At 55.5% G+C, this 19,864-nt stretch carries 19 protein-coding genes and 1 other annotated feature; of the genes, 15 read left to right on the forward strand and 4 right to left on the reverse strand.

Translation table 11 applies throughout. The annotated features are described in order from the left end of the window. Window positions 1–2: 2 nt before the first annotated feature. Window positions 3–956, reverse strand: coding sequence for a siderophore ABC transporter substrate-binding protein (locus ABRZ26_RS02995; RefSeq protein WP_319602936.1), 954 nt, complete (start codon window positions 954–956; stop codon window positions 3–5). A 253-nt stretch (window positions 957–1,209) separates the two neighbouring features. Between ABRZ26_RS02995 and sbcB the strand changes: the two genes are divergently transcribed. Next, complete coding sequence (gene sbcB, locus ABRZ26_RS03000; RefSeq protein WP_319602937.1) at window positions 1,210–2,637, forward strand: exodeoxyribonuclease I; 1,428 nt, start codon at window positions 1,210–1,212, stop codon at window positions 2,635–2,637. Between the two features lie 58 nt (window positions 2,638–2,695). Here the strand turns inward: sbcB and ABRZ26_RS03005 are convergent, their stop codons facing one another. The 3 genes from ABRZ26_RS03005 to ABRZ26_RS03015 form a co-directional block, all read right to left on the reverse strand. Next, window positions 2,696–4,060: an APC family permease gene (locus ABRZ26_RS03005; protein ID WP_319602751.1), complete on the reverse strand. Its 1,365-nt coding sequence runs from the start codon at window positions 4,058–4,060 to the stop codon at window positions 2,696–2,698. A 524-nt stretch (window positions 4,061–4,584) separates the two neighbouring features. Continuing rightward, a complete protein-coding gene (locus ABRZ26_RS03010; RefSeq protein WP_319602938.1) occupies window positions 4,585–5,340 on the reverse strand; it encodes a flagellar brake protein in 756 nt (251 codons plus the stop codon). Between the two features lie 277 nt (window positions 5,341–5,617). Beyond that, window positions 5,618–6,445 (reverse strand): SDR family oxidoreductase, encoded by an 828-nt coding sequence (locus tag ABRZ26_RS03015; protein ID WP_319602939.1) that lies wholly within the window; start codon window positions 6,443–6,445, stop codon window positions 5,618–5,620. A gap of 191 nt (window positions 6,446–6,636) precedes the next feature. Beyond that, window positions 6,637–6,758 (forward strand) — a sequence feature (His leader region). Between the two features lie 123 nt (window positions 6,759–6,881). On the opposite strand from ABRZ26_RS03015, the gene hisG reads away from it, so the two are divergent. From hisG to ABRZ26_RS03085, 14 genes are all read left to right on the forward strand, one after another. Next, window positions 6,882–7,781 carry an ATP phosphoribosyltransferase gene (gene hisG / locus ABRZ26_RS03020; protein ID WP_319602752.1) on the forward strand — a complete coding sequence of 300 codons (900 nt, stop codon included), beginning with the start codon at window positions 6,882–6,884 and terminating at the stop codon, window positions 7,779–7,781. Between the two features lie 5 nt (window positions 7,782–7,786). Next, window positions 7,787–9,112 (forward strand): histidinol dehydrogenase, encoded by a 1,326-nt coding sequence (gene hisD, locus ABRZ26_RS03025; RefSeq protein ID WP_319602753.1) that lies wholly within the window; start codon window positions 7,787–7,789, stop codon window positions 9,110–9,112. Continuing rightward, on the forward strand, window positions 9,109–10,179 hold the full coding sequence (gene hisC, locus ABRZ26_RS03030; RefSeq protein ID WP_319602754.1) for a histidinol-phosphate transaminase: 1,071 nt from the start codon (window positions 9,109–9,111) through the stop codon (window positions 10,177–10,179). Before hisD ends, hisC begins: the two co-directional genes overlap by 4 nt. 15 nt (window positions 10,180–10,194) lie before the next feature. After that, window positions 10,195–11,262, forward strand: coding sequence for a bifunctional histidinol-phosphatase/imidazoleglycerol-phosphate dehydratase HisB (gene hisB, locus ABRZ26_RS03035; RefSeq protein WP_319602755.1), 1,068 nt, complete (start codon window positions 10,195–10,197; stop codon window positions 11,260–11,262). Continuing rightward, a complete protein-coding gene (gene hisH, locus ABRZ26_RS03040) occupies window positions 11,262–11,852 on the forward strand; it encodes an imidazole glycerol phosphate synthase subunit HisH (protein ID WP_319602756.1) in 591 nt (196 codons plus the stop codon). Before hisB ends, hisH begins: the two co-directional genes overlap by 1 nt. A 6-nt stretch (window positions 11,853–11,858) precedes the next feature. Continuing rightward, the gene (gene hisA, locus ABRZ26_RS03045; protein WP_319602757.1) at window positions 11,859–12,596 is read left to right on the forward strand and encodes a 1-(5-phosphoribosyl)-5-[(5-phosphoribosylamino)methylideneamino]imidazole-4-carboxamide isomerase; all 738 of its coding nucleotides are present in this window, start codon (window positions 11,859–11,861) and stop codon (window positions 12,594–12,596) included. Next, on the forward strand, window positions 12,578–13,354 hold the full coding sequence (hisF, locus tag ABRZ26_RS03050; RefSeq protein ID WP_319602758.1) for an imidazole glycerol phosphate synthase subunit HisF: 777 nt from the start codon (window positions 12,578–12,580) through the stop codon (window positions 13,352–13,354). Before hisA ends, hisF begins: the two co-directional genes overlap by 19 nt. 11 nt (window positions 13,355–13,365) lie before the next feature. Continuing rightward, window positions 13,366–13,977, forward strand: a complete 612-nt coding sequence (gene hisIE, locus ABRZ26_RS03055; RefSeq protein WP_319602940.1) for a bifunctional phosphoribosyl-AMP cyclohydrolase/phosphoribosyl-ATP diphosphatase HisIE — start codon at window positions 13,366–13,368, stop codon at window positions 13,975–13,977. Between the two features lie 294 nt (window positions 13,978–14,271). Continuing rightward, the gene (locus ABRZ26_RS03060; protein WP_319602759.1) at window positions 14,272–15,024 is read left to right on the forward strand and encodes an IclR family transcriptional regulator; all 753 of its coding nucleotides are present in this window, start codon (window positions 14,272–14,274) and stop codon (window positions 15,022–15,024) included. Window positions 15,025–15,069: 45 nt separating this feature from the next. After that, a complete protein-coding gene (locus tag ABRZ26_RS03065) occupies window positions 15,070–16,698 on the forward strand; it encodes an OPT/YSL family transporter (RefSeq protein WP_319602760.1) in 1,629 nt (542 codons plus the stop codon). A 46-nt stretch (window positions 16,699–16,744) separates the two neighbouring features. Further along, a complete protein-coding gene (locus ABRZ26_RS03070) occupies window positions 16,745–17,674 on the forward strand; it encodes a DUF1177 domain-containing protein (protein WP_319602761.1) in 930 nt (309 codons plus the stop codon). A gap of 11 nt (window positions 17,675–17,685) precedes the next feature. After that, a complete protein-coding gene (locus ABRZ26_RS03075) occupies window positions 17,686–18,360 on the forward strand; it encodes an AroM family protein (protein WP_319602762.1) in 675 nt (224 codons plus the stop codon). A 19-nt stretch (window positions 18,361–18,379) separates the two neighbouring features. Further along, on the forward strand, window positions 18,380–19,075 hold the full coding sequence (pepE, locus tag ABRZ26_RS03080) for a dipeptidase PepE (RefSeq protein ID WP_319602763.1): 696 nt from the start codon (window positions 18,380–18,382) through the stop codon (window positions 19,073–19,075). A gap of 34 nt (window positions 19,076–19,109) precedes the next feature. Then, complete coding sequence (locus ABRZ26_RS03085; RefSeq protein WP_319602764.1) at window positions 19,110–19,757, forward strand: aspartate/glutamate racemase family protein; 648 nt, start codon at window positions 19,110–19,112, stop codon at window positions 19,755–19,757. The last annotated feature ends 107 nt before the right edge of the window (window positions 19,758–19,864 follow it).

Below are 19,864 nucleotides of genomic sequence, written 5' to 3' on the forward strand. Positions count from 1 at the left end.
CGCTATTTTTTATCCAATGCGTTATTCACATCCGCAATCAGATTTTTATAACTTTGCAGCCCGGCTGAAATATAAATCGAGGTGGAATCCAGATAGACAATATGGTTTTGTTGCCAGGCGTTGGTTTTATGAATCAGCGGATTATCCAGCACCTGCCGTGCCGACTCGCCGTCGGCGCCCGCCCGCCCGATGGCGTTATCGCGATCCAGCACAAACAGCCACTCGGGGTTCACGCTGAGTAAAAATTCCGAGGTCACGACATTCCCATGTCGCCCGACGCCCGCGTCAGGAAACTCTGCGGCGGGTTTAAATCCCAGTTCGTCAAAGATAAAGCCAAAGCGGGAACCCGGACCGTAGGCCGACATTTTTCCGCCAGAGACCATCAGCACCAGCGCAGGCCCGGCATTGGCGGCTTTTTCCCGGGTCTGGGCGATCTGCTGTTTAAACGCCGCCAACTGCGTCTTTGCCTCTTCCTCTTTACCGAAGATCGATCCCAGTTGCTCCACCCGCTGGCTAAAACTGGTCATAAACTGTTTTGCATCAACGTTCAGCGAGATGGTGGGCGCAATGCCGCTCAACTTGTCGTAAGCGTCGGTAGCGCGCCCGCCGGCGATGATCAGATCGGGCTTGGCGCTACTCAGCGCTTCATAATCAGGTTCAAACAGGGTGCCGGCATTGAGATATTCGCTGCCCCGGTATTTAGCCAGATATTCAGGGAGGTGCGAGCTGGTCTGCGGCACGCCGGCGACATCGATTTTCAGGGCATCCATCGTATCCAAAATGGCCGGGTCGAGAACAATGACTTTTTGCGGATGCAGCGGCACCTGAGTGGTTCCCTGCGCATGCTCAATACTTATCGTTTTCGCGCTTTCCGTTGATGAAACCGACTGATCGCAACCAGACAGCGCAAATATTGACGCCAAAAATGTCGTTCTCACCGCAAAAGCCACGTTCATCTGCATTATTTTTTCTCCCAGTGGTTATCATCCAGAATAAAACGCCAGACAATAAACAACTTAATTATCATTCGCATTCAAAGGAAATAATTGTAACCGAGGATAATGCGCCTGCCTAGCAATTACGCTGGTAAGGAATTTGACCTGCGTCAGGAAAGCGCCACAGAAAACGGATTCAATGATATCCTTGACGTTTACCAACTGGTTGCTGCCGAACCCGGCGCGCAGAACAAACATGCAGCTCAATGTCACTATGGCCGATAAAACACAACCCACGTTTTTTATTCATGATTATGAAACTTTCGGTAAACATCCGGCCCGCGACCGGCCCGCGCAGTTTGCCGGGGTACGAACCGATATGGACTTCAATATCATCGGCGAACCGCTGGTCGTCTATTGCAAACCCACGGATGATTATCTGCCGGAACCGGAAGCGGTCATGATAACAGGGATCACGCCGCAGGCCGCCCTGGCCAAAGGCGTGAATGAAGCTGAATTCGCCCGCCGGATTCATGCGGCGTTCAGCGAGCCCGGCACCTGTATCATGGGCTACAACAATATCCGCTTCGATGATGAAGTCAGTCGTAATATTTTTTATCGTAATTTCTACGATCCCTATGCCTATAGCTGGCAGCATGGCAATTCGCGCTGGGATTTGCTGGATGCGCTGCGCGCCTGTTATGCGCTGCGGCCCGAGGGGATCGAATGGCCGGAAAATGATGAGGGGCTACCCAGTTTCCGTCTTGAGCATTTGACCAAGGCCAACGGCATCGCTCATGAACATGCGCATGACGCCATGTCTGATGTTTACGCCACCATCGCCATGGCGAAATTGCTGAAACAAGCGCAACCCAAACTTTTCGATTATTTGTTCCAGTTGCGCAATAAAAATAAAGTCAGCGCCCTGATCGATATTCCGCAAATGAAACCCCTGATGCACGTTTCCGGCATGTTCGGCGCGGCCAGAGGCAACACCAGTTGGGTGGCGCCGCTGGCATGGCATCCGGATAATCGCAACGCCGTTATCATGTGTGATCTGGCCGGCGACATGACTCCCCTGCTGGAACTGGATGCCGACGCATTGCGCGAACGTCTGTATACCCGCCGGGATCGACTGACGGAAAATCAAAGCGCCGTTCCCATCAAGCTGGTGCATATCAATAAGTGTCCGGTGCTTGCGCCCGCCAGCACGCTGCGGCCCGAAGACGCGCTGCGGCTGGGTATCGATCGTCAGCATTGTCTGGATAATCTGACGCTGCTGCGTCAAAACAGTCAGATCAGAGAAAAAGTCGTGGCGCTGTTTGCCGACGCGCCGGCTTTTGCCGCTCCCGACGATGTCGATTTGCGGATCTATGACGGTTTTTTCGGCGACGCCGACCGTATGGCGATGAAAATCATTCAGGAAACCACGCCGCAGAACCTGCCGGCATTGGATCTGAAGTTCGTGGACGACCGGCTGGAGCCGTTGCTGTTCCGCTATCGCGCCCGCAATTATCCCAACACGCTGGACGACGGCGAACAGCAGCGCTGGTTACAACATCGGCGGGAAGTTTTTACCGGCGAACGTTTACAGGATTACTTCGCAGAGCTGGATGCGCTATATCAGCGCTATGACGGCGATAAGCAAAAGACCGATCTGCTTAAAGCGCTTTTTGCCTATGCGCAAGAACTGGCGAATTGATCTTTCGTCAAAAAGCGGAGAATAATGTCTCCGCTTTCCAACTAGCCTACTGCGATGTTTAGACCGGATCTTCGCTACACTGCGGCACCGGCTGGCGGAAACTGCGCGTCACGAACGCCAGATAAAGCAAGCCAATCGCAGCCCAAATCAGGCCAAGCGTCATTGAGCTTTTTTCCAGATTGACCCACAGCGCGCCGACGGTCAGCGCCCCCAGCACCGGTAAGATAAGGTAGCTGAACGTCTCTTTCAGCGTCCGGTTGCGGCGTTCACGAATATAAAACTGCGATATTACCGACAGATTCACAAAGGTAAACGCCACCAGCGCGCCAAAATTAATCAGCGCGGTTGCCGTGTCCAGTTCGAAAGACACGGCGGACAGCGCGATCGCGCCGACCAGCAATACATTCAGCGACGGCGTATGCCATTTCGGATGGATGTAGCCAAAGAAACGCTCGGGGAAAACCCCGTCGCGCCCCATAACGTACATCAGACGCGACACCCCGGCATGCGCCGCCATACCTGACGCCAGAACCGTCACGCAGGAGAATACCAAAATGATTGACTGGAAAAACTTGCCGGCGACGTACAGCATAATTTCCGGCTGCGAGGCTTCCGGCTCTTTAAACCGGGAGATATCCGGGAAATAAAGCTGTAAGAAGTAGGAGACGACGATAAAAATCACGCCGCCGATTAACGCCGTGAGAAAAATCGCTTTCGGAATGACGCGACCCGCATCTTTCGTCTCCTCTGACAGCGAGCTGATGCCGTCAAACCCCAGAAAAGAGAAACAGAGTATTGTGGCCCCGGTTATCATCGGCACGACGTGCGCATTGTCAGACCAGAAAGGTTTGACGCTCACCAGCGTCCCGCTCCCCTCGCCCTGAGAAACCCCGTGGATCACCAGTCCCAGAAACACCGCCATAATCGCCACCTGAACAACCACGATGATTGAATTCAGGTTGGCGACAACCTTGATGCCGCGCAGATTAAACAGCGTCATCAGCCCAACCAGCGCCGCGACGAAAATCCAGGACGGTACGCCGGGGAAAATCGCGGCGAGATAAATTTTCGCCAGCAGGATGTTTATCATCGGCATAAACAGATAATCCAGCAACGACGACCAGCCCACCATAAAACCAATATGGGGACTGATGGCTTTTTGGGCATAGGTATACGCCGAACCGGCGGACGGGAAACGACGAACCAATTTACCGTAGCTCAATGCGGTAAACAAAATACCGGCTAACGCAAAGGCATAGGCGGTGGCGACATGTCCGTCGGTCAACCCTGAAACGATGCCGAAGGTGTCAAAAATCGTCATCGGTTGCAAATAAGCCAGCCCCATCATGACCACCGGCCATAACGTGAGGTTTTTACTTAATTGAGCGCGAGCCGAGGATGAAACGCGAGTATCAAGCGACATGGCTTACCTCCCCTTTACCCATGACCGATGCGCGAGCCGTCATACATACGGCGCGACATTGTCTGGACGGGGAAGAGATAAACCTCGAATAACTGGAACAGGCTACGCCTGGATAACGATGAGATGAGATTGCTGAAACCATGCCAGACAGACATGACGACCGGTGAATAGCGCCATAATCAATGCTTTTGCCGCACAAGCCGGCGGGCACCGGCACGAAATTTACTGATTGCCCCATTTTTACTTTCCTCACCGTGGCTCACTGGCACACACAAGCAGAATTATCTATCCGGATCGTTATCCGGCCTCTTCGTTGTAGACATAAATGCAAAAAAATAACCGACGCGATTAGGCGTCGGTTATTTTGCAAGGCGCGTATTCTGCACCAGTCCCCCCCGTCTGACAAGATTTGGCGAGGCCTGATGCCGATTTTATTGTCTATCGCATTATTATCGCCGGTTTTATGCCCGCTCGGTCTCGCTCGCGCAGCCGGTTATGCTATCGGCACGACAACGGGAAAATAATCACAGATCCTGAAATTTTTTCTTCTTCTCAATCTGTAATCTTTCAAGCTCGAAAATAACCTGTTGCAAATCACGCTCCTGGGCGGCGGACAGCGACGGAAATTGGAAACTCAAGCGCTGAGTGATCTTCACGTCGCCTTTATTATCAAGGTCTTTAATCGTCGACTGACCGACAAACTGCAAATCCAGGCGGAAATTGCCATAATCATTAAGATCCATCTCCACATCCCGGATGAGGTCTCCCGCGGTTAACAGGCCATTGACGTCCCGATCGGTACACAGGCTTAACCCGCCCAGCGAGAGATCCTTAATCGTGAATTGAAACTCGCTGTCGTCCGGAAGCTCGCCCCGGCACAACAGCGGCGGCCAAAACGGCGTGTTGATGCGGAAATAGCTTCTGCGTTGAATAAGATAAAGCTGTGCGGGAATATAAGCGCTGAAAGCCGGTAGTCCCTGGAAATCAATGGTTTTAATAATCTCTGCTTTAAACTCGACCCTTGCCCCGGCCGGTTCGGCGATAAACGCCAGCATTCCCGCTTCCGATGCCCGACTGCTTTCCTGCTCGATGCCGCCGAGATCAAAAATAAAAACATCGTTGTCGGGTAATACGTCAAGAATTTTACTGATGAACTGTCCACGGGAATGATGGACCATGACGGTTGTGTCATTTTTCTTTAATTCACGTAGCGTGGCACAAATAGCCAGTTTATTACGCTTTACAAACTGCTCTTTCAAATTTTCATCCACAACTGTTATCTCCACCATGCAGCCAATGATTTATTCCGGCCATCTTGCAAATCATCGGCGTCCCTAAATGACTGGCTTTGCCCAATAGGACGCGCAGCAAACCGTTCCGCTATTGGATTTATCTCCCTGCGGCAGCGAAATCAAATAATACAGGTCCTCCAGACGGTATCGGCAGCGCCGCATCCAATTTTAGGCTAACTGCGCAGAAAAAATATTTTAACGAGACGATACAGAGATAAGGCCATACGACGAAGGTCGGATAATCAGGGCCGCGCGCCGCCGGAGGTCACTCCAGCGGCATGGTCATCGGGTCCGGATACTGATATTCAAAACCGAGTTCGCGACAGATGCGTTGCCCATCGACCAAACGTCCTGCCGATTCATCGTGTTCCGCGGCAAACTGCGGCGGCGTTAAATTCAATTTACGCGCCTGACTGGAATAATAATCCTGTTTGGCGGGATGTTCCGGCGCGCACAAATTATACAGGTGTCCGCCGCCCGGCAGTTTTAACAATAACTGGATTGCCGACAGCACATCTTCCTGATGAACCAGATTGACGCCAAGTCCGCCTCCGCTCAGCCCGGTTTTCCCCGCCAGAAAGCGGCCCGGATGGCGATCGATGCCCACAAGTCCCGCCAGCCGCAGGATGTCCACCGAGGTATCGGGTAAATGCTGTAGCCACTGTTCAATCGACATTAAGACCTTGCCGGCGACCGATACGGGTTGCAGCGGCGAATTTTCCCGCACCGTGCCGGTGGTCTCGCCATATACGGATGTCGAGCTGGTGAAGATAATTCTCGGCACATGAAAAACCCGCGCCGAATTCACCAGCGCCTGTATCGCCAGAACGTAATTATCGCCCCCTTGCGCCGTGCGGCTGGCGGGCAACGTGATCACCAACGCATCAACCTGCAATAAGGCGTTTAACGCCTCCGCGTCACATTCCAGTTCCGGCGTCAGTCGGAGCGGATAGCATTCAATCCCGCTCAGACGAGCCGCCTCAACGCCGTCGATCGTCGTTTTACTGCCCACGACCCGATAGCCGTGTCCGTTCAGCGCCAATGCCAGCGGCATCCCCAACCAACCCAGACCGATAATCGCTACTTTTTTCATCATTAGCTCTCCCACATCCGCCGCATAATACATTTTACACCCACAGTCTGCGGCGCTCCACCCGCCCCATCGAGCGATGATATGTAAAAAAGAGTTGCGCTGATACCCGCACATGGTTTAGGTTATTCGCCAGACAGTGAATATATTGATGCAGCCAAGAGATATTTTATGACCAACGTTCTGTTTAACCACCATCATCACCATCACCCTGACTAGTCTTTCAGGCGATTGGTGCTGGAAGACGTTTTAATCTTCCAGTGGCGCAGAACGCAAAGAGAGCCCTCGGAAGATTGACTTCCGAGGGTTTTTTTATGGCGTGCGTTCCCGGCGCGCCACCCTGCGGGCCGTTACCATGCAACGTTAAAAAACGTTCCCGACGTTTTTTTATGGCCCTACTTTTAAGTAGCTTTTAATTTGACAGGTTAATGAGGTTTCCATGCTGGACAAAACACGTTTACGGATAGCAATGCAGAAGTCAGGTCGTCTGAGCGATGATTCACGAGAACTGCTGGCGCGCTGTGGTATTAAAATCAACTTACATCAACAGCGTCTCATCGCATTCGCCGAAAACATGCCTATCGATATTCTGCGCGTTCGTGATGATGATATTCCGGGGCTGGTAATGGACGGCGTGGTTGATTTGGGGATCATCGGCGAAAACGTACTGGAGGAAGAACTGCTCAACCGCCGGGCGCAAGGCGAAGATCCGCGCTACTTTACGCTGCGTCGTCTGGACTTCGGCGGCTGTCGTTTATCCATGGCGGTGCCGCTGGACGAAGCATATAGCGGACCGGAATGCCTGAAAGACAAACGAATCGCCACCTCCTACCCGCATCTGCTTAAACAATACCTCGACAAAAAAGATATCAACTTCAAATCCTGCCTGCTGAATGGTTCCGTCGAAGTCGCGCCGCGCGCCGGTCTGGCCGATGCGATTTGCGATCTGGTTTCCACCGGGGCGACGCTGGAAGCGAACGGCCTGCGCGAAGTTGAGGTCATCTACCGTTCCAAAGCCTGTCTGATCCAGCGCGACGGTGAAATGCCGGCGGAAAAACAGCAGCTAATCGATAAATTACTGACCCGTATGCAGGGCGTGATTCAGGCTCGCGAATCCAAATACATTATGCTGCACGCGCCTAGCGAACGTCTGGATGAAGTGGTTGCCCTGCTGCCGGGCGCGGAACGCCCCACCATCCTGCCGTTGGCCGGTGACCAGAGCCGCGTCGCCATGCACATGGTCAGCAGCGAAACCCTGTTCTGGGAAACCATGGAAAAACTGAAATCGCTCGGCGCCAGCTCTATTCTGGTATTGCCGATTGAAAAAATGATGGAGTGATAGCAATGGCAGACAGCAACACGCTAAACAGCTTTAATACCATTATCGACTGGCAGACTTGCTCCGCGCAGGAACAGCGCCGGTTACTGACTCGCCCGGCAATTTCGGCATCGGATCGCATCACCCGGATCGTCGAAGATATCCTGGCCGGCGTAAAAAGCCGAGGCGATAGCGCCCTGCGTGAATACAGCGCTCAGTTTGATAAAGTGCAGGTTGATAAGATTCGCGTCAGCCCGGAAGAAATCGCCGCCGCGTCCGAACGTCTGGACGACGAGGTAAAACAGGCGATGGCGACGGCGGTGCGTAATATTGAAACGTTTCACAATGCGCAGCGGCTGCCGACGGTCGATGTGGAAACACAGCCGGGCGTGCGCTGCCAGCAGTTGACCCGGCCGATCGCCACCGTCGGATTATATATCCCCGGCGGATCCGCCCCGCTGCCTTCAACGGTATTAATGCTGGGTACGCCGGCGCGTATCGCCGGCTGCAAACGTGTTGTACTGTGTTCGCCTCCCCCCATCGCCGATGAAATTCTCTATGCGGCGCAGCTGTGCGGCATTCAGGAAGTGTTCCAGTTGGGCGGCGCCCAGGCGATCGCCGCGCTGGCCTTCGGCAGCGAAAGCGTACCCAAGGTCGATAAAATTTTCGGCCCCGGCAATGCCTACGTCACCGAAGCCAAACGTCAGGTCAGTCAGGATCTGGCCGGCGCGGCGATTGATATGCCCGCCGGCCCGTCAGAAGTGCTGGTGATCGCCGACAGCGGCGCCACCCCGGCATTCGTTGCCGCCGATCTGCTTTCCCAGGCGGAACACGGCCCCGACTCGCAGGTTATTTTGCTGACGCCGGATGCGACGCTGGCCAAAGCCGTCGCCGACGCGGTAGAACAACAGCTTCAACTGCTTTCCCGCGCCGATATCGCCCGTCAGGCGCTGTCCGGCAGCCGGGTGATTGTGGCGCGCGATCTGGCGCAATGTATTGAAATCAGTAACCGCTACGGGCCGGAACACCTGATTATTCAGACTCGCGACGCGGAAAAATGGGTCGATCAGATTACCAGCGCCGGTTCCGTCTTTCTCGGCGACTGGTCGCCGGAATCCGCCGGCGATTACGCTTCCGGCACCAACCACGTTCTGCCGACTTACGGTTACACGGCGACATACTCCAGTCTGGGGCTGGCCGATTTCCAGAAGCGCATGACGGTGCAACAGTTGACGCCGCAAGGGTTGCTGCAACTGGCGCCCACCATCGAAACGCTGGCGCAGGCCGAGCAACTCACCGCCCACAAAAATGCGGTCACCCTGCGTGTCGCCGCATTGAAGGAGCAAGCATGAGCATTGAAAAGCTGGCTCGCGCCAACGTACGCGCGCTGACGCCCTATCAGTCGGCCCGCCGTCTGGGCGGCAGCGGCGATGTGTGGTTAAACGCCAATGAATATCCACAGGCGCCTGAGTATCAACTGACGCTTTCCACCTTGAACCGTTACCCGGAATGTCAACCGCGGCTGGTGATTGACCGCTATGCCGACTATGCCGGGCTGCCGCGGGAACAGGTTCTGGTCAGTCGCGGCGCGGACGAAGGTATTGAGTTGCTGATCCGCGCGTTTTGCGAGCCGGGCAAAGACGCCATTCTGTTCTGCCCGCCGACCTACGGCATGTACGCGGTCAGCGCCGAAACCTTCGGCGTGGAGCGGCGTACGGCGCAGAGTACCGAAGACTGGCAGTTGGACATGGCGTCCATCGAACAACAGTTGGACGGCGTGAAGCTGGTGTATGTTTGCAGCCCGAACAACCCAACCGGCAATCTGGTGAAACAGGAAGACCTGCGTCGCCTGCTGGATTTGACGCAGGGCAAGGCGCTGGTCGTCGTCGACGAGGCCTATATCGAGTTCAGCCCGCAATCTTCCACCATCGGCTGGCTGTCGGACTATCCTCATCTGGTCATTCTGCGCACCTTGTCAAAAGCCTTTGCGCTGGCCGGCCTGCGCTGCGGCTTTACGCTGGCGAATGCGGATGTCATCGCATTGCTGCTGAAGGTGATTGCGCCCTATCCGCTCTCTTTGCCGGTCGCCGATATCGCCGGTCAGGCGCTGAGCGCCCAGGGCATCGCCAAAATGCGCCGCAACGTGGCCGAGGTGCTGGAAAACCGCAGTTGGCTGGCCGAACGGTTAGCGCCGTTGGCGTGCGTGGAAACCGTGTTTCCCAGCGAAAGCAACTATCTGCTGGTGCGTTTTACGCCATCCAGTCAGGCGTTCAAGACGCTGTGGGATCAAGGCATCATTCTGCGCGATCAAAGCAAACAGCCCGGACTGGCCGATTGCTTACGCATCACCATCGGCACCCGTTATGAATGCGAACGCGTCATCGCCGCCTTGCAGTCATTGCCCGGTACCACCGCTTAATCCCAAGGAGCCAATGTGAGCCAGAAATACCTCTTTATCGACCGTGACGGAACATTGATTGCCGAGCCGCCTGAAGATTTTCAGGTTGATCGCCTGGATAAGCTGGCGTTTGAACCGGAGGTCATTCCGTCCCTGCTGGCGTTGCAAAAAGCGGGGTTCCGACTGGTGATGATCACCAATCAGGATGGACTCGGCACGGCCAGTTTCCCACAGGAAACCTTCGATCCGCCGCATAATCTGATGATGCAGATTTTCACTTCGCAAGGCGTTCGCTTTGAAAAAGTGCTGATCTGTCCGCACTTCCCGACCGACGACTGCGAATGCCGTAAACCGAAAACGGCGCTGGTTACGGAATATCTGCAAGCCGGCATTATCGATGCTGAAAACAGCTATGTGATCGGCGATCGGGAAACGGATCTGCAACTGGCCCAAAACATGGGCATTACCGGGTTGCGCTATCAGCGTGAAGGTTTGAACTGGAATACCATCACCAGCCAGTTGACGAAACGCAACCGCCACGCCCATGTCAGCCGCATCACGCGTGAAACCGCCATTGATGTCGACGTCTGGCTGGATCAGGAAGGCGGCAGCAAAATCAATACCGGCGTCGGCTTTTTCGATCACATGCTGGACCAAATCGCCACCCACGGCGGGTTTCGCATGAACATTGAAGTCAAAGGCGACCTGTATATCGACGATCACCATACGGTGGAAGATACCGCGCTGGCGCTGGGAGAAGCGCTAAGCAAAGCGTTGGGCGATAAACGCGGCATCGGTCGTTTCGGCTTCGTGCTGCCGATGGATGAGTGTCTGGCGCGCTGCGCGCTGGATATCTCCGGTCGGCCGCATCTGGAATATAAGGCTGAGTTCAACTATCAACGCGTGGGCGATCTGAGCACCGAAATGGTTGAACACTTCTTCCGCTCGCTCTCCTATGCCATGGCTTGTACCCTGCACCTGAAAACCAAAGGCCGTAACGACCACCATCGCGTCGAGAGTCTGTTTAAAGTCTTTGGCCGGGCGCTGCGGCAGGCGATCAAAGTTGAGGGCGATACGCTGCCGAGTTCAAAAGGAGTACTGTGATGAAGGTTGTCATTCTGGATACCGGCTGCGCCAACCTCTCCTCCGTCAACTATGCCGTCCAGCGTTTAGGCTATCAGCCGATCGTCAGCCGGGAGGCCGACGTCGTACTGCACGCCGATAAGCTGTTTTTACCCGGCGTCGGCACGGCGCAGGCGGCGATGGATCAGTTGGCCGAACGCGACCTGATCGATTTGATTAAAGCCTGCACCCAACCGGTGCTGGGCATCTGCCTCGGCATGCAACTGCTGGGAACGTCCAGTGACGAAAACGGCGGCGTCCCGACGTTGGGGATTGTCGATACCCCGGTCAAACTAATGAAAGAGCAGGGTTTGCCGCTGCCGCATATGGGCTGGAATCAGGTGCTGCCGCAAGCCGGACACCGCCTGTTTCGCGACATTGAAGACGACGCTTACTTCTATTTCGTCCATAGCTACGCCATGCCGGTCTGTCCGAACACGATTGCGCAGGCAAACTATGGCGAAGCGTTCACCGCCGCCGTGGAAAAAGACAATTTCTTCGGCGTGCAGTTTCACCCCGAACGTTCTGGCGCGGCCGGCGCGCAGTTGCTGAAAAACTTTCTGGAGATGTAAATCGTCATGATTATTCCCGCATTGGATCTGATTGACGGACAGGTTGTCCGTTTGCATCAGGGCGATTATGGACAACAGCGCCAGTACGGCAGCGATCCCCTGCCCCGGTTGCAGGATTACCAGCAGCAGGGCGCTCAGGTATTGCATTTGGTTGATCTGACCGGCGCGAAAGATCCCGCCGCGCGTCAGATTCCGCTGCTGAAAACGCTGCTGTCCGGCGTAAGCCGGCCGGTTCAGGTCGGCGGCGGCATCCGCACCGAGCAAGATGTGGAGGCGCTGCTGGACGCCGGCGCAACGCGCGTGGTCATTGGCTCCACGGCCGTCAAACAGCCGGAACGGGTACAACAATGGTTTACCCGCTATGGCGCCGACGCGCTGGTGTTGGCGCTGGACGTGCGCATCGATGCCGACGGCGTCAAACAGGTCGCCATCAGCGGCTGGCAGGAAAACTCGGAGGCCACGCTGGAACAGACCGTCGAGCAATACCTGCCGTTTGGTCTGAAGCACGTGCTGTGTACCGATATCTCGCGGGACGGCACGTTAAGCGGCTCGAATGTCGAACTCTACCGTGAAGTCTGCCAGCGCTACCCGCAGGTCGCCTTTCAGGCCTCCGGCGGCATCGGCAATCTGACGGATATCGCCAACTTGCGCGGTAGCGGCGTACAGGGCGTGATCGTCGGACGCGCGCTGCTGGAAGGTAAATTTAACGTAGCGGAGGCCATTTCATGCTGGCAAAACGGATAATTCCCTGTCTGGATGTACGTGACGGACAGGTCGTCAAAGGTGTACAGTTCCGCAACCATGAAATTATCGGCGACATCGTTCCGCTGGCGCAGCGCTACGCCCAGGAAGGCGCGGATGAACTGGTCTTTTACGATATCACCGCCTCATCCGACGGCCGCGTGGTCGATAAAAGCTGGGTATCGCGCGTGGCGGAAGTCATCGACATCCCCTTCTGCGTGGCCGGTGGCATAAAAAGCGTGGAAGAGGCCGGACAGATTCTGTCTTTCGGCGCGGATAAAATTTCCATCAACTCGCCGGCGCTGGCCGATCCTGATTTGATTAGCCGTCTGGCCGATCGTTACGGCGTACAGTGCATCGTGGTAGGGATTGATACCTGGCATGACGCGGCGACCGGCCGCTATCAGGTTAATCAATACACCGGCGATGAAACCCGCACCAAAGTCACGACCTGGGAAACCCTGGACTGGGTAAAAGAAGTACAAAAACGCGGCGCCGGAGAGATCGTTCTGAACATGATGAATCAGGACGGCGTACGCAACGGTTATGATTTAGATCAGTTAAAGCTGGTTCGGGAAGTATGCAAGGTTCCACTGATTGCTTCCGGCGGCGCTGGCACCATGGCGCATTTCCTGGCTGCCTTCCAGGATGCTCAGGTTGATGGTGCGCTCGCAGCGTCGGTTTTTCATAAGCAGATCATTAATATTGGTGAACTAAAACACTATCTTAAGCAACAAGGCGTGGAGATTCGGGTGTGTTAAGCGAACAGCGTATTTTAAACGACGAACAAAGAAACCAACTGGACTGGGAAAAAACCGACGGACTGATGCCCGTGGTTGTGCAACATGCTGTTTCCGGCGAAGTCCTGATGTTGGGTTATATGAATCAGGAAGCGCTGAAAGCGACCGAAGACAGCGGCAAAGTGACGTTTTTCTCTCGCACCAAACAGCGTTTATGGACCAAGGGAGAGACCTCCGGCAACTTCCTCAACGTCGTGTCTATCACGCCGGATTGCGATAACGACACCCTGCTTATTTTGGCCAACCCCATCGGCCCGACCTGTCACCTGGGCAAGAACAGCTGCTTCTCCCCGGCGGCCAGCGAATGGCTGTTCCTGTATGAGCTGGAACAACTGCTGGGCGAACGCAAAAGCGCCGATCCGGCCAGTTCTTATACCGCGCGTTTGTATGCCAGCGGCACGAAACGCATTGCCCAGAAGGTCGGTGAAGAAGGACTGGAAACCGCGCTGGCGGCGACCGTCCACGACCGCGAAGAATTGACCAATGAAGCCGCCGATCTGATGTACCACCTGTTGGTGTTATTGCAGGATCAGGATCTCTCGTTGGCGACCATCATTAATCGTTTGCGCGAACGCCACCAATAACCCTCTTGCGGGCGCTCTGTCAGCAGAGTGCCCTATTCCCCAGCCCCGATAGCCCTTGTTCATTTTCCCCTCCCGACTTGCGCCATACCAGTGCAGATAAGCGCCCAAAACAGGGCGTGGCACTCTATTGGTGCGCATATCGAATGAGATTTTTCAGCCGAACAGACAAGCTGACCGCCCCCGGAATACCGTTTTTCATTAGCAATCAAACAATAATCACGCAAACCAAAATCGTGGCATAAAACCTGCTTGGTTCTATAAAAAGGAACTCGGTTCCATTTTATGAGACCCGTTATGAGCATATTAAATACCACCGCCGCCATCCTGAACTTAATGAGTCAACTCAAACGCGGCATTACCGCCAGTGATGTGATTACGCATTTACAACTGCCTAAAAGCACGACCTCCAGAGTGCTGAAGCAGCTGTGTGAAACCGGCTTTTTGAGCAAGGACTCACACAGCTCGACCTATAGCCCTGGATTAATGCTGCTGGAAGTGGCCTATCTGGCCCATCGCACCTCCTCCCTGACGGACGATATCGAACAGGCGCTGCGCGCGTTGTGTCTTTCGACCGGCCATACCGGCTACCTTTCGGTATTGGACGGGGCGGATATTCTGGTCTTGCGGGTTATTCCCGGTCGCCACGCATTGCAGGTTATTACCCATCCCGGCACCCGCTCTCCTTCGTGGGCGACATCCACCGGGCGCTCGCTGCTTTCCCGCTACAGCGACCCGCAGCTACAGGCCTATTTTGCGGAAACGCTGGCGCCGGAAAGTAAAGAGCAGATCCCTTTCGATCGTCTTCAGGAACAGCTCCAGACGGTGAAGCAACAGCGCTGGTCTTCCGCGATTAACGAAGCCGTCTCCGGCACCGCCTCGATCAGTTGCTCGGTAAAAAATCCGCAAAGCGGCGAAGCCATCGCATTTTGCCTGACGTTTCCGGCCAGCATGGCGAATGTGCAGGAAATACAACAGCTAGCCAAACAGTTAACCAATGCGGCCATGTTGATTGGTAAAAAATATGGCGATCCGTACTGGCTACAGTAAGCCCGCGATAAAAGCGGGTTATTTAAACCTTAGGAGCGATATTCCATGTCAGATCATTCATCCCTCCACCAGCAGCAGGGGAAAGAGAAACAACGACATCACAGCTGTTTTAATCCACTGACGTTGGTGTTTCTCGTTATTTTGAGTCTGTTTGGCGCGGTCATCGGCATTCAGCTATTGACCACGCTGGGGGTGACCCCCAATACCTCGATTATCGGCGCGTTGATAGCCATGATCATTGCCCGAATTCCGCTACAGCTGTTGCGCCGCTTCCGTTCGATTCACGTTCAGAATCTGGCTCAGTCTGCGATCTCATCCGCGACCTTTGGCGCGGCCAATAGCCTGTTGCTGCCGATCGGCGTGATCTGGCTGTTCGGCAGACCCGACCTGGTGCTTCCGGTGTTTATCGGCGTCGCGCTGGCCATGCTGCTGGACGCCTACCTGCTTTACCGCATGTTTAATACGTCGATATTTCCGGCTAGCGGCACCTGGCCGCCCGGCGTGGCGGCGGCAGAATCGATCAAGGCCGGCGATCAGGGCGGCAGTCAGGCCGCTATTCTCAGCGCCGGCGTGACCATTGGCGCCATCGGTTCCTGGTTTAAATTACCGATGTCCGCACTGGGTACGGCTTTTATCGGCAATATCTGGGCGCTGACGATGTTTGGCGTCGGCTTGCTGTTGCGTGGCTATAGCCAGCCTATTTTGGGCGTCGATATTAATAAAAATTACATTCCTCACGGCATGATGATCGGCGCCGGTATTGTCGCGCTTTTTCAGGTTATCGCGCTGATTCGCGGCCGGAAAAACACCCAGACCACCTTATCAGCCGACGCGCTCAAAGCCGCCAATGACGACCGCCGGCACATTCTGAGCGCCATCCGTTTGGGCGCGATTGGTTATATTGTCCTGGCGATGCTGATTGCGGCAGGCAGCGGACTGTACAGCGAAATGTCGGTGGGCATGCTGGCGGCGTTCATTGCCTACGCCGCCTTTGCCGCCTTTATTCATGAGCTGATTGTCGGACTGGCGGCGATGCATTCCGGCTGGTTCCCGGCCTTCGCCGTGGCGCTGATTACGCTGATCATCGGCATGATGATCGGCTTCCCGCTGGTGGGACTCGCCGTTCTGTGCGCTTTTTCCGTCGCCACCGGCCCGGCCTTCGCCGATATGGGTTACGACCTGAAAGCCGGCTTCATCCTGCGCAACAACGGCGCGGATGCCGCCTTTGAATTGGAAGGCCGTCGTCAGCAGCTGTTTGCCGCGCTGATTGCCTTCCTTGTCGCCATTCCGGTGGTCTACTTCTCCTATCAAAGCTACTTCCAGAATAATTTGGTTCCGCCTGTCGCCAAGGTGTATGTGGCGACCATTCAGGCCGGCGTGTCCAGGGATATCGCCGCCTCGCTGATGATCTGGGCGGTGCCGGGCGCGCTGATTCAATGGCTGGGAGGCTCCCGGCGCCAGTTGGGCGTGCTGCTGGCTACCGGGCTGCTGATCGCCAACCCGCTGGCCGGCTGGGCCGTACTGCTGGGGATTGCGCTACGCTTACTGATTATCAAGATCGGCGGAGAAAAAATGCGTAACCGGATGGAGGTTTTCGCCGCCGGTTTGATTGCCGGAGACGCGATATTTAATTTCTTCAGTTCCATTTTTTCCAGCAAAATCAGCGGGAAATAACCATAACCCTCTATACGTTGTATAACTAATTAAATGAGAGAGTAAGATGAGTCTTTTACAAACGTTACAGGCATTCGAAGCCCTTGATAGCGCCGCCGCCAGCGGAAAAACCGTCGTTGAACTGCTGTCCGCCTACCCGGCCGTCAACGTCAGCGTTACGGAGTTCAAAGGGGAAAAAGGGAAAACGGATTTCGTTAAAATCGTGATCCCCGGCAGCGACGGCAAGCGCAAAGGCGGTCAAGCCCGCACAATCGGCATTGTGGGCCGATTAGGCGGTATCGGCGCGCGTCCCGAACGCATCGGTCTGGTGTCCGACGGCGATGGCGCCGTCGCGGCGATTGCCGCCGCATTAAAACTGGCCCATATGCAAACGCAAGGCGATACGCTGCCGGGCGATGTGATTATCACCACGCATATCTGTCCCGACGCGCCGACCCGCCCGCACGAACCGGTAGACTTCATGGACTCGCCGGTAGATACCGAAGACATGAACGCGCAGGAAGTGATACCGGAAATGGACGCGGTGCTGTCTATTGATACCACCAAAGGCAACCGTATTATCAATCATAAGGGATATGCCATTTCTCCCACGGTGAAACAGGGTTACATTCTGCGCATCTCCGAAGATTTACTGCGCATTATGGAAATGACCAGCGGCAGAGCGCCGGTCACCTTCCCGATCACCACACAGGATATTACGCCTTACGGCAACGGCGTATTTCATCTGAACAGCATCCTTCAACCGTCCATCGCCACCTGCGCGCCGGTGGTCGGCGTGGCCATCACCACAGAAAGCGCCGTCCCCGGTTGCGGAACCGGCGCCAGCCATGAGGTCGATATCGCGGCGACGGCGAAATTCGTGGTGGAGGTCGCCAAGGAATTTACCCGCAATACCTGCCAGTTCTTCGACCAGGCGGAATATGATCGTCTGATCGAACTCTATGGCTCGCTGGCCCATTTGCAAAAACGCCAATAAAGGAGATGACGATGCCTCTGCTCGGTACCTTAACGATTGGTCAGGCTCCTCGCGCCGATATTACGCCCATACTGACGTCGCTTCTGCCGGCCGGAACCCGCTGTATCCATGCCGGAGTGCTGGACGGTTTAGATCAGGCGGCCATTGAGCGGCAATTCGCGCCGCAACCGGATGAGGCGCTATTGACCAGTCGGCTGCTGGATGGCAGCGCCGTTATTCTGGGTAAAAACGCCGTAGATCAGGCGGTGCGACAGAAGCTGCTCGAACTGGAGCAACAGGGCTGCACGCTGATCCTCTTGCTTTGCACCGGCGAGTTTCACGGCCTCAGTTGCCGGCAGGCCTGGCTGATTGAACCGGACAGGCTGGTGCCGCCCGTCGCCGCGACGCTTATCGGCCAACGCCGGGCCGGCATCCTCGTGCCGTTGGAAAAACAGATAGTCAGCGAAGGGAAAAAATGGCGCGATATGCAACATCCGCCCGTTTACGCGGCGGTATCGCCCTATAACGGTAGTCAGGATGAATTGGTGCGGGCGGCGCTTTCGTTAAAAGAGCGGCAGGCAGACGTCATCATTATGGATTGTATGGGGTATACCGAGCGGCACCGGACGCTGGTGGCCGAGGCCGCCGGCTTGCCGGTATTGCTCGCCAATGCGCTTATCGCCCGCCTGGTCGCCGGGCTAATTTAATCAAGACGGGAAATATCGAATGCAACTATTACTGCTCAGTAATTCAAGCCTGCCGGGGCAAGGCTATCTGCAACATGCGCAGGATGCGATCCGCGCCGCGGTTAAGACGCGCAAGCACGCGCTGTTTATTCCTTTTGCCGGCGTGACGATAAGCTGGGACGACTACACGAAAAAAGTGCGCCAGGCGCTATCCGCCATCGATATCGCCATCACACCGATTCACACCGCGGCAGATCCTCGCCAGGCCGTAATCAATGCCGATATCATCATCGTCGGCGGCGGAAATACCTTTAATCTGCTGAAATGTTGCCGCGAACGCGGGTTGCTGACGGCAATCCGTCAGCGCGTTCAACAGGGAGCGGCCTATATCGGCTGGAGCGCAGGAGCCAACCTCGCCTGCCCGACCATCTGCACCACCAACGACATGCCCATTACCGACCCGCAAGGATTTGATGCGCTGCGCCTGATCGATTTTCAGATCAATCCGCATTACACCAATCAACTCCCTGTCGGACATCAGGGCGAAACGCGCAATCAGCGCTTAGCCGAGCTGCTAATAGCGCAGCCCGATATCACCATCGTGGGCCTGCCCGAAGGAGACTGGCTGACGGTTGACGATAAACGAATCCGTCTGGACGGCCCCCACCCGGCCACCTTGTTCAGGGCGCAGCAAGCGCCGGAAACGCTGGATTGCGGCGAGATCCGGTTATCATAAATTCAGATGCTTACGCTTCTCAGGAGAGACCATCATGACGCTCGGCATTATTCGCGTACTCACTACGCAGGATCGGTCGCTGCTTGAAGAGCACGGACGCCTTTTACAGCAGGAATATGGTTTGCCATCCATAAGCCGCTGCATTCCCGATCAATACCACGGTATTTTCGATCGCGACAGCGAGACCGTCGCGGTTCCCAAGATCATTGCGCTCGGCCAGTCTTATCAGCAGCAAGGATGCCGTGCCATCTTTCTGAGCTGCGCCGCCGATCCGGGGTTGGAACAGCTTCGTCAGTCCGTCGCAATACCGGTGATCGCCGCAGGCAGCGCCTGCGCCCGCATCGCCGCCAATATTGGCTTGCCCGTCGCGGTTATCGGCATCGGCAGTCAGGCGCCCGCGCCCTTTCGCCGGCTGTTGGGAGAAGATGTCGCTTATGCGCGACCGGATGGCGTGACGCAAACGACCGATTTGCTTACCCCGGAAGGCAAAGAAAGCGCATTTGCCTGTGCGCAACAACTCTACCGCGACGGCGCAAAAGTGATCGCCTTTTCCTGCACCGGGCTATCGACTATCGCGCTGGCGCCGCGTATCAGGAAAGAAATAGGCTGCGTAGCCATTGATGCCGTCAGCGCCGCGGGGATGTTCGCCGTCGAGTGGTTAAGCGCGCCGCCAGCGTCTTGATACCGACGCTTTTCGCATAAGCGGGTACTCGCAATAGACATAAAAAATGGCACCTTTTCAGGTGCCATTTTATCAATCATCTTGCAGGCAAAACTACGGTAACCCTA

It is taken from the genome of Brenneria sp. L4-2C (genome assembly GCF_040240335.1).
Classification (GTDB): Bacteria; Pseudomonadota; Gammaproteobacteria; order Enterobacterales; family Enterobacteriaceae; genus Brenneria.